Origin of the sequence: Zhongshania sp. (genome assembly GCF_041623545.1) — a bacterium.
In the GTDB taxonomy this organism is placed as follows: Bacteria; Pseudomonadota; Gammaproteobacteria; order Pseudomonadales; family Spongiibacteraceae; genus Spongiibacter.
Genome location: NZ_JBFJWS010000067.1, coordinates 1 through 13026 on the forward strand (window position 1 = coordinate 1; position 13026 = coordinate 13026).

At 50.4% G+C, this 13026-nt stretch carries 10 protein-coding genes; 6 read left to right on the plus strand and 4 right to left on the minus strand.

Features of this window, described 5'->3' with window-relative positions; translation table 11 throughout:
- The 5 genes from ABYT30_RS08710 to ABYT30_RS08730 form a co-directional block, all read left to right on the plus strand.
- Positions 1-2160 (plus strand): biotin/lipoyl-containing protein (locus ABYT30_RS08710; protein ID WP_373096047.1); only part of this gene is annotated, 2160 nt, incomplete at its 5' end.
- 55 nt (positions 2161-2215) lie between these two features.
- Positions 2216-2629 (plus strand): methylmalonyl-CoA epimerase, encoded by a 414-nt coding sequence (gene mce, locus ABYT30_RS08715; RefSeq protein WP_373080145.1) that lies wholly within the window; start codon positions 2216-2218, stop codon positions 2627-2629.
- Positions 2630-2705: 76 nt separating this feature from the next.
- The gene (gene scpA, locus ABYT30_RS08720; protein ID WP_373096049.1) at positions 2706-4865 is read left to right on the plus strand and encodes a methylmalonyl-CoA mutase; all 2160 of its coding nucleotides are present in this window, start codon (positions 2706-2708) and stop codon (positions 4863-4865) included.
- Between the two features lie 85 nt (positions 4866-4950).
- Positions 4951-5922, plus strand: coding sequence for a methylmalonyl Co-A mutase-associated GTPase MeaB (gene meaB, locus ABYT30_RS08725; RefSeq protein ID WP_373080141.1), 972 nt, complete (start codon positions 4951-4953; stop codon positions 5920-5922).
- A gap of 33 nt (positions 5923-5955) precedes the next feature.
- On the plus strand, positions 5956-6408 hold the full coding sequence (locus ABYT30_RS08730; protein WP_373080139.1) for a YiiD C-terminal domain-containing protein: 453 nt from the start codon (positions 5956-5958) through the stop codon (positions 6406-6408).
- Between the two features lie 28 nt (positions 6409-6436).
- Here ABYT30_RS08730 and ABYT30_RS08735 read toward each other — a convergent pair whose 3' ends face one another.
- Positions 6437-7636: a patatin-like phospholipase family protein gene (locus tag ABYT30_RS08735; protein ID WP_373080137.1), complete on the minus strand. Its 1200-nt coding sequence runs from the start codon at positions 7634-7636 to the stop codon at positions 6437-6439.
- On the minus strand, positions 7636-8454 hold the full coding sequence (locus ABYT30_RS08740; RefSeq protein ID WP_373080135.1) for a pyruvate, water dikinase regulatory protein: 819 nt from the start codon (positions 8452-8454) through the stop codon (positions 7636-7638). The genes ABYT30_RS08735 and ABYT30_RS08740 overlap by 1 nt, the downstream gene beginning before the upstream one ends.
- Before the next feature lie 130 nt (positions 8455-8584).
- Here ABYT30_RS08740 and ppsA point away from each other — a divergent pair, with 130 nt between their 5' ends.
- On the plus strand, positions 8585-10957 hold the full coding sequence (gene ppsA / locus ABYT30_RS08745) for a phosphoenolpyruvate synthase (protein WP_373096051.1): 2373 nt from the start codon (positions 8585-8587) through the stop codon (positions 10955-10957).
- Positions 10958-11032: 75 nt separating this feature from the next.
- Here ppsA and ABYT30_RS08750 read toward each other — a convergent pair whose 3' ends face one another.
- Together ABYT30_RS08750 and ABYT30_RS08755 are read right to left on the minus strand one after the other, a co-directional pair.
- The gene (locus ABYT30_RS08750; protein ID WP_373081704.1) at positions 11033-11875 is read right to left on the minus strand and encodes a peroxiredoxin family protein; all 843 of its coding nucleotides are present in this window, start codon (positions 11873-11875) and stop codon (positions 11033-11035) included.
- A gap of 38 nt (positions 11876-11913) precedes the next feature.
- Positions 11914-12837, minus strand: a complete 924-nt coding sequence (locus tag ABYT30_RS08755; protein WP_373096053.1) for a DUF808 domain-containing protein — start codon at positions 12835-12837, stop codon at positions 11914-11916.
- Positions 12838-13026: the final 189 nt, after the last annotated feature.

Genomic DNA, 13026 nt, shown 5'->3' on the forward strand with positions numbered 1-13026 from the left:
GAAGCCAATATTGACATCATTAATGCCGCGGATATTGGCGCGGCCCTGCAAGTCGAAGCCAAGCGCATGCTGGCTGAAAAGCCCAATAACCGTTTCCGCTTAAAAGCAATCGCCGGCGGTGGCGGTAAAGGTCAACGGATTCTGCAGTCAGCCAATTCTTACGAAGGCGCTACCCTAGAAGAGAAGGTTGAAAAGGCCGCAGCCAATGTGCCTTCTTTAGTGTTGGAATGCTTGATCGAGCTTAAAACCAACGGTGTGGGCGACAATAAAAACGTCCTGATCGAAATGAACATCGATACCACCCGTCACCAAGAAATTCAGGTGGTGGGTAACGGTGAGTGGTGCATGACTATGGGCGGTCGCGACTGCTCATTGCAAATGCACGAGCAGAAGTTGCTAGAGGTATCTGTTACCGAAGAAGAACTGGTAGCGGCGATTGAGGTTGCTGCCGCAGCGGGCAAAACGGCAGAAGCCGAACAGCTCAAGAAAGACCTCGTTATTCTTCAGCATATGGAGCGTGAGGGCGCGATTTTCGGCGAAGCCGTTAAGCTTGATTCCCTTGGCACGTTTGAGTGTATCGTCGACGGTGAAGCGCATTACTTCATGGAGATGAATACCCGGATTCAGGTTGAGCATCGCGTAACAGAGCTGTGCTACAAATTGAAATTCACCAATCCTGACGATTCCGGCGATTATTTTATTGCTGAAAGTTTGGTCGAGGTGATGGTATTGCTGGCGCGTCACGGCAAAAACTTGCCTAAGCCAACGCGTATTTTGCGTGAAAAGACCTCGGTCGAGGCGCGCATGAACGCCACCAACCAAGCGCTGCAGCCCCACGCGGGCGGTGTTATTGAAAACTGGTCAAACGCAATTTCCGGTGAAATTCGCGACGATCAGGGTATTTCAACCCACAACCCCGATACTGATGTGTTCATGAAGTATCACTTGGCCGGTGCCTACGACTCAAATATTGCGCTTTTGCTGACGACTGGTGATACCCGCTTAAACAGTTATAAGCGTTTGGCCGAGATTCTGCGTCGAACCGAACTGCGCGGCAAGGATTTGTCGACAAACCTCGAATTCCACTACGGCTTAGTGCATTGGTTCATCGGTAATGGCATTAATGCACGGCCGTCGACCAATTTCATTGTTCCCTATTTGACCGCAGTCGGTTTGTTAAAGGAGCAGGCGAATCAGATTGATTTAGACGTTGCCTTTAACGAAATCCGTCAGAAATATGTTGCGGCGGCCGGTGAAAATGGCAAGGCGTGGGCAGAGGCCCTCGATGCGAAAAAGCTACTGTTAACCCGCCCGTTGGAGCGTCTGTTCGCTGAACCCCACTATATGTCGGGTTGGCTGAGTATGAACAAAGAAAGCCTCAGCATCGTCGACGGCGAGATTCAGTGGCAGATTAATCCTATTGAAATGCTCGACAAGCTTTATCACTACCTCAATATGGATTTCGAAAAAGGCAAGCCTGCGCGTTACATGATTTGGGACCACGATCACGACATCTTGACGGCGGCGGTTAGCTTCTACAAATCACTGAGTGAGAAAGTCGACGCAGCAGATTTCCCTGCTTTGCAGGCACTGTTGGCGAGCGATAAGGCACCCAAAGGCTTTAGTGGCGACGAGTGGATGGCTGTGCGCAGCGCCCATGCTGGCTACTATGCGGGTACTGAAGTGCTGGCGGTGCTGGTGTATATCGCCACGGAAACCGGATTCTTTGAGTTGTGCGTAAACCCAGATTTGAGTATTACCATTCCAGAGCGTCTAACCGATAAAGCGCTGCAAAAGCAGATGGCCAAGGTCCTTGTGCCACCACCAGCGGCGAAGTCAGATGAAGTATTGGCGGCCAGCGGCGGTATGTATTACCCCCGTGAAGCCCCAGGTATGGACGTTTTCGTCAGCGAAGGCGATCACTTCGAGGCTGGTGATACACTGTATATTGTTGAAGTGATGAAAATGTTCAACAAGGTGATTGCACCATTCTCCGGCACCATCGCCAAGGTTCTGGTTGAGGGCGATGGCGTGATTATTAAGAAAGGTCAGCCACTGTTCAAAATCATTCCTGATGAGATGATTGTTATTGAAACCCCTGAAGAGATCGCCGAAATGCGTCGCGTGAAAACCATCGAGTTTCTCGCCACGCTAAAGTGATTGAGTGCGCTGGCGGCATCGCCGCCAGCGTGATTAAACCCAAAGGAGAATTTCAATGATTACAGGTCTCGATCATATCGCTGTGGCGGTACCCGATTTAGAAAAAGCCATAACCCGTTTTATGGCAGATTTTGGCTTGCATTACGATGGTAGCGAAGAAGTTGAAAGCGCAAAAACCGCAACGGCTTTTTTCCCCTTGAAATCTACGAGTATTGAGCTCGTAAGCCCCTTGCGTGGCGAAGGCCCGATAGCAAAATACCTTGAAAAGAAACCCGGTGGTTTGCATCATCTGTGTTTCAGCACCGACGACATAATTGCCGATGTGGCTAGGCTCAAGGCATTGGGGTATCAATTTTTGGCTGACGCACCGTCACCCGGCGCTCACGGTTGCCAAGTTATCTTTATTCACCCTAAGTCCTGTGACGGCGTGCTCATCGAACTCAGCCAACCCGGCGACGACCATCACTAATTATTAGCCCGACTTGTAGCTGCGCATCCAGCATGCAAAAAGCGGCGCAAACTCACTGACAATGACAGGTAAACCCATGGCAGATTACAAAGCTCCCGAGACATCCGTAGACGAGTGGAAGGCAATGGCGAATAAAATCCTCGCCAAAAACAATCAAACCCTCGACGATTTAGTTTGGCACACGCCAGAAGGGATTGACGTTAAGCCCCTCTACACTAAGGAAGACACCCAGGATCTGCCCTATACCAATACCTTACCTGGTATAGAACCTTTTATTCGCGGCCCCCAGCCCACTATGTACGCTGGCCGTCCGTGGACGATTCGGCAGTACGCGGGTTTCTCAACCGCCGAAGAATCCAATGCTTTTTACCGCAAAGCCCTTGCCGCAGGTGGACAGGGTGTATCGGTTGCTTTCGATTTGGCAACGCATCGTGGTTACGACTCTGATCACCCCCGGGTAACGGGCGACGTTGGTAAAGCCGGTGTTGCCATCGACTCGGTTGAAGACATGAAGGTCTTGTTCAACGAGATTCCTTTAGACAAAGTCTCGGTTTCGATGACAATGAATGGCGCTGTATTACCTGTGCTGGCGGGTTATATTGTTGCCGCAGAAGAGCAGGGCGTCTCTCAGGACAAATTGTCGGGCACGATCCAGAACGACATCCTTAAAGAGTTCATGGTGCGTAATACCTATATTTACCCGCCACTACCGTCGATGAAAATCATTGGCGACATCATTGCCTATGCTTCTAGCAATATGCCTAAGTTCAATACTATCTCGATTTCTGGCTACCATATTCAGGAAGCGGGCGCAGATGCAGCGCTAGAGCTGGCCTACACCTTGGCGGACGGCAAAGAGTATATCCGCACGGCAATTGCGGCGGGTCTGGATATTGATAAGTTTGCCGGTCGCTTGTCCTTTTTCTGGGGCATTGGCATGAACTTCTATATGGAAATTGCCAAAATGCGCGCCGCCCGCTTGCTATGGGCCAAAATCGTTTCTGAGTTTGAGCCCAAAGATCAGCGCTCAAAAATGCTGCGTACCCACAGCCAGACGTCAGGCTGGTCGTTGACCGAGCAAGACCCCTACAACAATATTGTACGTACCACCATCGAGGCTATGGCCGCGGTATTCGGTGGCACTCAGTCACTGCACACCAATGCACTGGATGAAGCGATTGCACTGCCAACGCAATTCTCCTCACGTATTGCCCGTAATACTCAGCTGATTATTCAGGAAGAAACCGGTATCACCAATGTGGTTGATCCCTGGGGTGGCTCGTACATGATGGAGTCTCTGACCAAAGACATCGCTGATCGCGCTTGGGAACTGATTCAAGAGGTCGAAGAGAAAGGCGGCATGGCTAAGGCCATTGAAACCGGTCTGCCTAAACTGCGGATTGAAGAATCTGCAGCGCGTAAGCAAGCCCGTATCGACCGTGGCGAAGATGTTATCGTTGGCGTAAATAAGTATACGCTTGCCGAAGAAGACGATGTTGATGTACTCGATATCGACAACAATGCAGTTCGGGAGTCTCAGGTTGCCGCACTCGCTAAAATCCGTGCATCACGGGACGAAGCCGCCGTTGAAGATGCACTAGAAGCAATTTATCAGTGTGCCTGTGGTGGTGAAGGTAATCTGCTGGATCTGGCTGTTAAAGCCACTCGTTTACGTGCCACAGTTGGTGAAATTTCCTTTGCGATGGAGCGTGAGTTCGGTCGTTTCAATGCCCAGTCGCAAACCGTTTCGGGCGTTTACGGCAGCGCCTACCAAGACGATGAAAACTGGCAGGGCATTAGTAAAGACATCGAAGACTTCGCTGAAAAACACGGTCGTCGTCCCCGTATGCTGGTGTGTAAAATGGGACAAGACGGTCACGACCGTGGCGCCAAAGTGATCGCGACTGCCTTCGCTGACGTTGGTTTTGATATCGACTTGTCGCCAATGTTTTCAACCCCTGAAGAAGTCGCTAAACAAGCCGTTGAAAATGACGTTCATGTTGTTGGCGTGTCTTCGCAGGCGGCGGGTCATAAAACCTTGGTCCCCGAATTAATCGCTGAACTGAAAAAAGCGGGCGCTGATGACATCATTGTTATCGCTGGCGGCGTTATTCCGCGCCAAGACTACGACTACCTCTACGAAGCGGGTGTGAAGGGTATCTTTGGCCCTGGCACTAAGATCCCACTTGCTGCGCGCGGCGTGTTGGATGCGATTAATGAGGCGTATAAAGGCTGAGCTGCGGGTCTGATGTCAGAGGTCTGAAGTCGGACGTGCGGCTTTTACCTCCGACGTCAGACCTCCGACCTCTAGCGTTCTAATTATGGCTATAGACATTCAAGCACTCCAAGCCGGTAACTCCCGCGCGCTCGCTAAGGCAATCACCTTAGTCGAAAGCAAGCGGGTAGAGCATCGTACTGAGGCGCAGTTGTTGTTAGAGCAAGTGCTGCCCAGTACCGGCAATAGTATTCGCATTGGTATTACCGGCATTCCTGGTGTTGGTAAATCGACTTTTATCGAGGCCTTTGGCCTGTATCTTTTGAGTCAGGGTAAGCGGGTTGCCGTTTTGGCCGTGGACCCTAGCTCGCCGATCGCTGGCGGTTCCATTTTGGGTGATAAAACCCGCATGGAAATGCTGTCGCGCAGTAAAGACGCGTTTATCCGGCCGTCACCTTCTGAAGGCTCGCTCGGCGGGGTTGCTCAGAAAACCCGGGAAACCATGTTGCTCTGTGAAGCGGCGGGTTATGACGTGATTCTGGTTGAAACCGTTGGTGTAGGGCAGTCTGAATACGAAGTCGCCAGTATGGTTGATTTCTTTATGGTGCTGATGCTGCCCAATGCCGGTGATGAGCTACAGGGTATTAAAAAAGGCATTATCGAGTTGGCTGATGCCTTGGTAATTAATAAGGCCGATGGCGAAAGTATTAATCTTGCTCAGCAAACTCGGCGCCACTATGAAAATGCCTTGCATTTGCTGCGCCATAATACCTTCTGGACGCCGCAGGTAATGAGCTGTTCGGCGATCAAGAATGAAAATATTGAAGCTATTTGGGGCATGATCAGCGGCTTTAAAATCGACGCGACGAAGAATGGCTCGCTTCAAGAAAAACGTTCACGCCAAGCGCGGGAGTGGATGAATAAATTACTCCACGAAATGCTGGAGATGAAGTTAAAGCAAAATCCAGAAGTACGGGATTTGTTGCCGCAACTGAATGACAAGGTCACCAACGGCGAAACTACGCCTTATCTCGCTGCAACAAAACTCATTGACCTCCTGTTTCAGTCAACGAAGTAAACTCAGCTTTTTGTGAATTTAGGTACAGACCTCATGAACGGTAAGGCCCTAGACGATTTTATTGGCTTGTATTTACCGACTGCCCAGCATATGCAGCTCAGTGTTAAAAGCTACGATGGTAAAAGCCTGCAATTACATGCACCTTTAGGTCCGAGTATTAATGACAAGCTCACCGCCTTTGGCGGCAGTATTTACTGTGTGGCGGTAATGGCCTGCTGGGGCATGACGTATTTACGCTGTGTCGATTACGGGCTCGATCCCGATATTGTAGTCGCGGAAGCGAGCATTGAGTATTTAAAGCCAATCCCAGATGACATCGTGGCAGAGTCGCTAGTCACCGACGAGAGTAATTGGCAGCGCTTTTTTCAACACTACGAGGAGCGCGGCCGGGCGAAGATTGATCTGTGCTCAGAAATCAGAGTTAACGGCGAGGTGGCTGTCCGCTTTAAAGGGCGCTATGCGATTGTTGGCGTAAAGCGGAGTTAAGCCTGTTAAGCGTTTGCTAGCCGAGTTCTTAGTTATCGATTTCAGGGCGATACAGGAAGTCGATCAGTTCTTGTTTCTGCGCCATACCGTCACTGTAGCCAAGATCAATCAACTTGCCGCAATACTCCGGTGTGAACAGTAAGTAGCTCGAGATACTGACACCGCCGCCACCGTTGCTGCCAGAGCCACTCAAAAAGAATCTAAGGCTGCGGGGCAATTCTTTAACATGCTCGTCGGCAATTCGGTCGATATCTTCACTTGGGCTAATAACCAAGCAGTCTATCGGCAGTAGTTCTTTGCCCATCAGGCTGAGGTTTTCATCTGGTACAAGACGGATAAGCTCATTTATTCGCTCTAAACGCTCGATATCGGTTTCGATACTGTCAATAAACGCACTGTTTAGTAGGTGACCGATAATTTGGCCAAAGCCCGGCGATTGGATCGTTTTTGGCAGTTTTGGATATTGGCGTTTATGGCCGTTGGCGGGAATCACCAATACCCGATTGGCGCCGAGGTGAATAACCGGGCTAATCGGCGTTAATTGGCGTAGCGCACCATCACCGTAAAAGTGGCGACCAATTTTAGCCGGAGGGAATATTGTAGGAATCGCTGTAGACGCCATTAAGTGCTGCAGTTGGATCGGTGTTGCCACACCTTGCCGCCGCCAGCGCTGCCAGCCTGCGTACTGTGGACCACCTTGGAAAAAAGTCTCCGACACGCCCTCGGTATAATTCATCGCCGTAAGGCAAAAGGCCTCTAGATCACGATTGAGGATATTGCGGCTAATATTCTCGAAGCGAACGTGTTCACTCAGCAATTTTCGCAGTGGGCTATTATCCAGTAGCGCTACCGGCTTAACGACAGTTTGGGTCGGATTAAATAGTGAGTGGGCTAGTCGTAGCGCATTGCGCATTACGCCAAACAAATCGGCGCGGTAAATCTTGTCGGTCGATAATTCCCGCCACAATAATTCCAGCAGCTTGACGGTCCCGGTAAAGTGGTGAGCGCCAGCGGCGAGGGAAGCTGCGTTTATCCCGCCCGCAGAGGTGCCGGCGAGAATAGGGAAGGGGTTGCCAGGGCGTTTGCCGTGAATTTCGGCTAAGGCTTTTAATACGCCAACTTGGTAAGCCGCACGGGCGCCACCACCGGGCAAGACCATTGCGGTATTCGCACGGTACATGGGTTCTTGAGACTCGTCAGCCCCATTTTCTTGATTTAGGCTCGTCACTAGCGCTTATGCCCCCGTAGGCCGGTGTCGAGTAGCACCCGAGTGGCAATTTCTTCTACCGAAGCGTGAGTAATATCCAAGTAGGGAATACCAAAGCGAATAAACATGGCCTCGGCTTGGCGCAATTCGTCTTCACATTGCCGCAGCGAGGCGTAGCGGCTATTAGGACGTCGTTCGCTGCGGATTGCCGACAAGCGCTCGGCTTCGATGGTTAAGCCAAATAAGCGATTACGATGTTCGAGCAAAGCCTTGGGTAAACGGTCGCCTTCCATATCTTCTTCAGTTATTGGGTAGTTCGCCACAAATACACCTGACTGCATAGCAAGATACAGGCAGGTGGGGGTTTTACCACTGCGAGAAACACCTATAAGGATCACTTCTGCTTGATCGTAGCGATTTAAGCGGGCGCCGTCGTCATTGTCTAAGGCGTAGTTAACAGCGTCAATTCGCAACTTGTACTCGGCGTCGCGAACGGCGCTCTGGGCGCGACCAACGGTGCGCGAGGGGGCTTCCCCTAAGGCAATTTCCAATTGACTAACAAAGGTTCCGAGCACGTCTATAATAAAACCTTGGCTGGTCGCGATAACCGCCCGCAGGTGCTCGTCTACTAAGGTGTCAATTACAATAGGTTGATTCCCTGTCTCCGCCGCTGCGCGGTTGATTTTTTCAACCGCCGAATGAGCTTTGGCCATGGTGTCCACATAGGGAATAACAATATGTTCAAATTTTTGGTTCTCAAATTGAGAGAGAATACTGCTCCCTAAGGTCTCTGCTGTAATACCGGTGCTGTCTGAAATAAATATGGCCGCGCGAGTCATGTAGTTTTTTTACCTGAGGCTCTGTGTTTTTCGACGGGAATTTCCAAGTTACATCACTTAGTATAGCCCCTGCTTTGTTTATGCACTCTTTTAACCGCATCGCGGTCTTTGTAATACGGGAGATAATAACGTGTCTGAATACGTAATCTGGTTCAACGATCTAGGAATGAATGATGTAGACCGCGTTGGCGGTAAAAATGCATCCCTAGGCGAAATGATCAGCCAGTTGTCACAGGCCGGTGTTTCAGTTCCCGGTGGCTTTGCCACAACCGCTGACGCGTTTCGCGACTTCCTTCAGCAAAGCGGCTTAAATGACCGCATTGTAGCCGAGTTAAAAGACCTCGATATCGACGACGTAAAGCGCTTAGCGGTGGTTGGTAAAACCATTCGCCAGTGGATCGTTGAAACACCATTCCCACAAGCACTTAATACTGCCGTGGTTGAGGCCTATGAGCAACTGGTAGATGGTAATCAATCCATGTCTTTTGCTGTGCGCTCCTCGGCGACTGCCGAAGATTTACCCGACGCCTCCTTTGCCGGACAGCAGGAAACCTTCCTGAATATTCGCGGTCTCGACAATATCATGATCGCCATCAAGGAAGTGTTCGCGTCTTTGTACAACGACCGCGCCATTGCCTACCGGGTTCACCAGGGCTTTGAGCATGCCGACGTTGCCCTATCTGCGGGTATTCAGCGCATGGTGCGTTCAGAGACTGGTGCTGCCGGTGTTATGTTTTCTATGGACACCGAATCTGGCTTCGATGGTGTAGTGTTTATTACTGCGTCTTACGGTTTGGGTGAAACGGTAGTGCAGGGCGCGGTGAACCCTGATGAATTCTATGTTCACAAAGCAACACTTGCCAAAGATCGTCCAGCAGTTTTGCGCCGTAACCTCGGCAGTAAAATGATTAAAATGGTCTACGGCAGCGATGCCAGCGCCGGTCGTTCAGTGGATACCGTTGACGTCAGCGAGGGCGAGCGCAACCAGTTTTGTATCAATGACGAAGAAGTGCTGGGTTTGGCCAAGCAGGCCATGATTATTGAACAGCACTACGGCCGTCCAATGGACATTGAGTGGGCCAAAGACGGCGACGACGGCAAGCTTTATATCGTTCAGGCCCGTCCTGAAACGGTTAAGAGTCGCGAATCCACAACGCTCATGGAGCGTTACCTGCTCAAAGAAAAAGGCGCAGTATTGTGTGAAGGCCGCTCAATTGGTCAGCGCATTGGCGCAGGTCCAGTCCGCATCATTAATAACATCAGCGAAATGGATCAGGTACAGCAGGGCGACGTGCTGGTAACGGATATGACCGACCCCGATTGGGAGCCGGTAATGAAGCGCGCATCCGCTATTGTTACTAATCGTGGTGGTCGCACCTGTCACGCCGCAATTATTGCTCGTGAAATGGGTATTCCTGCGGTAGTGGGCTGTGGCGACGCCACCGAATTACTGCCTGACGGTAAGCCTGTGACCGTATCCTGCGCCGAAGGCGATACCGGTATGGTCTATGACGGTATCCTCGATTTTGATATCAATCGCAATAAGCTCGACGCGATGCCCGAGCTTCCCTTTAAAGTCATGATGAACGTCGGTAACCCTGACCGCGCCTTTGACTTCCAAGGCTACCCCAATGCAGGGGTTGGTTTGGCGCGTTTGGAATTTATCATCAACCGTATGATTGGCGTGCACCCCAAAGCGCTGATCAATTTCGATGATATTCCCCGGGACGTGCAAACTGCGATTAAGCGCCGTATTGCTGGCTACGAAAGCCCGACGGAGTTCTACGTTGAAAAACTGGTCGAAGGTATCTCGACCATCGCTAGTGCCTTTTACCCCAAGCGCGTCATTGTGCGGATGTCCGATTTCAAATCCAATGAGTACGCGCACTTAATCGGCGGCAGCTTGTACGAGCCCTCCGAAGAAAACCCCATGCTGGGTTTTCGTGGCGCCTCGCGTTACATCTCAGACTCCTTCCGGGAATGTTTTGAAATGGAATGCCGGGCATTGAAAAAAGTGCGTAATGACATGGACCTCACCAATGTTGAAATCATGGTGCCATTTGTCCGTACCGTCGGCGAAGCCAAGCAAGTTATTGAATTGCTTGAGGCCAATGGCCTTAAGCGCGGCGAAAATGGCCTAAAAGTGGTGATGATGTGCGAGCTTCCAGCCAACGCCTTGCTAGCTGAACAATTCCTAGAGTACTTCGATGGTTTCTCGATCGGCTCAAACGACTTAACCCAGCTCACGCTTGGTTTGGATCGCGATTCTGGCTTGATCGCTCACTTGTTTGACGAGCGTAACGACGCGGTAAAAGCCCTGCTTAAAATGGCGATTGACGCCTGTAAAAAGCACGGTAAATACATTGGCATCTGTGGCCAAGGCCCGTCGGATCACCCCGACTTTGCCCAGTGGTTAATGGAGCAGGGTATCGACAGCGTATCTTTGAACCCAGACTCGGTATTGGATACGTGGTTGTTCTTGTCTGAGAAATTAAACGCCTGATGTTGGTTTTTTACTCGCTTTAATGAAAAGGGCCGCGAATGCGGCCCTTTTTTTGTCTATCAGTTTTTAAATTGCTTAGATTATTTGGTGTTGGTGGTCCCGTAAAATGCTCAAGAAAAGACTCGGTTCAGGCCGAATACGGTAGTTATCGGTTTGGTGAGTCCACAGTATTTTACCCGCGGCGTCAGTAATGATTACGGTCGGCAAGACGGTGTCGGCGCCTGCGGCGCTGCCGAGACCGAGGGGGGAGCCATCGCAATGAACAATACCTAGGGCGTTTGCTGCGTTCAGGTCTTTGTCGAAACCAAATATAAAAGGCACATTAAATTTCTTTGCTAATCCACGGGTGTCATCTTGAGATTGGGGGCTGATCAATACGGTTTTTATACCCATGTCGTGTAATTCTTGGTACTGCATACAGAGGTCTTTTATTTGCGCTACACAGAGAGGACACCATGCACCACGGTAGAAAAGATAGATGACCGGCGCCCCCAGCAAATCTTGATTGCGAATAAGTTGCCCTTTGTCGTCAACGAACTCAAAACTGGGTAGGGCACCGCCAACCGCAAGCTTATCGCTGGCGGGGCGTGATAAGCTTGAATACCACAGGATATATAAAAGTGACGCGAGACCGCCGATAAACAAAGTATAGAGTGACGGTAGAAGGTCGAAATCAAGCAAGGCCATGACGACGGCAGCGGCTATCGCAAACAATTGCAATGGTAGCTGGCGGCTAGTCGCAGACACGCTGGAGAGCCCTAGATAAGCGAAAAAGCCAATCATCGCGCCGCTACTCAGAATGACTGACCACCAAGCGAGATTTCCCTGGCCATTGATAAGCGTATAGATTGCGTGGCCGAAACTTATGATCAGTGCGAACATATAAGGAAAGATAAACCAGCGTTTTATTTTATTCATTAGCCTTCGGCCTGTTTGTTTGGTGGGTTGTATGCGTATTACGTCGCTGACTTTTTGGCAGTCGGATTTTGATGAAAGCGCGAAATGATGGCAACGACCAAGGCACCCGCCGCTACACCAATAAGGCCATTAAACAGGTTTTGAACAACGCCGTTCGCGAAACTATTGCTAAAAATATGCAAGTGACCTAACGCGAATTCAAGCTTGGCATAGTGATCAAATCCGTGGCTTAGAATGCCGCCACCGACGAGGAACATCGCTAAGGTGCCAACTACGGATAAGGTTTTCATTAGTGCTGGTGCGAACCATAGCAAGAAAGTACCGGCTGCTGTGGCCACCGCATTCTCGGCCTTAACTAACAGCAGGCCAAGATCATCAATTTTAACAATTAGCGCGACCAAGCCGTAAACGCCGATGGTAATGCCGATGGCGACGACAGCCAGCACCATGGCTTGTTTGGCAAAGACCTCTTCCTGCACGGTACTCAAAGCGATAACGATAATTTCCAAACTTAGAATAAAGTCGGTTTGGATCGCTCCTTTAACGCGTTTTTGTTCGAGTTTAAGCAAATCGGCACTACTGTCTTTTAACAGTGCCTGGCTTTGGGAGTGATCCTTTACCCCGCGATGCACTAGCCCATGCCAAACCTTTTCAGCGCCTTCAAAACACAAATACACGCCGCCAATCATGAGCACCGGCGTAATTAGCCACGGCATAAACAGACTGGCCAATAACACCACTGGCACAATAATGACTTTATTGAGTAGCGAGCCTTTCGCCACAGCCCATACCACTGGCAGTTCGCGCTCAGCTCGGACATTGCCGACTTGCTCAGCGTTTACCGCTAAGTCGTCGCCCAATACTCCTGCGGTCTTTTTAACCGCGACCTTAGACATCGCAGAGATGTCATCCAATAAGGTCGCAATATCGTCAAAAAGCGCTAAAAGAGAACCCGCTGTCATTGGTCAAATACCTTTAATTTTAAATGTGAGTCAGTAAAGCCGCTGTTGAGCATACTACAAAAGCGCATCAAACTCTGAGACCGAGTTTATCGGTTCTTGCTTAGAAACCTGAGAACATCAGTGGCACTTTGGCTGGGTGCTTCTAACATCGGCATGTGGCCAAGTTCTGGGTAGGTGATGAGTTCTGCA

What these genes read in the sequence shown, in the direction of transcription:
- mce (WP_373080145.1), top strand. Translation starts at nt 2,216, where the DNA reads ATGATTACAGGTCTCGATCATATCGCTGTGGCGGTACCCGATTTAGAA.
- scpA (WP_373096049.1), top strand. Translation starts at nt 2,706, where the DNA reads ATGGCAGATTACAAAGCTCCCGAGACATCCGTAGACGAGTGGAAGGCA.
- meaB (WP_373080141.1), top strand. Translation starts at nt 4,951, where the DNA reads ATGGCTATAGACATTCAAGCACTCCAAGCCGGTAACTCCCGCGCGCTC.
- ABYT30_RS08730 (WP_373080139.1), top strand. Translation starts at nt 5,956, where the DNA reads ATGAACGGTAAGGCCCTAGACGATTTTATTGGCTTGTATTTACCGACT.
- ABYT30_RS08740 (WP_373080135.1), bottom strand. Translation starts at nt 8,454, where the DNA reads ATGACTCGCGCGGCCATATTTATTTCAGACAGCACCGGTATTACAGCA.
- ABYT30_RS08750 (WP_373081704.1), bottom strand. Translation starts at nt 11,875, where the DNA reads ATGAATAAAATAAAACGCTGGTTTATCTTTCCTTATATGTTCGCACTG.
- ABYT30_RS08755 (WP_373096053.1), bottom strand. Translation starts at nt 12,837, where the DNA reads ATGACAGCGGGTTCTCTTTTAGCGCTTTTTGACGATATTGCGACCTTA.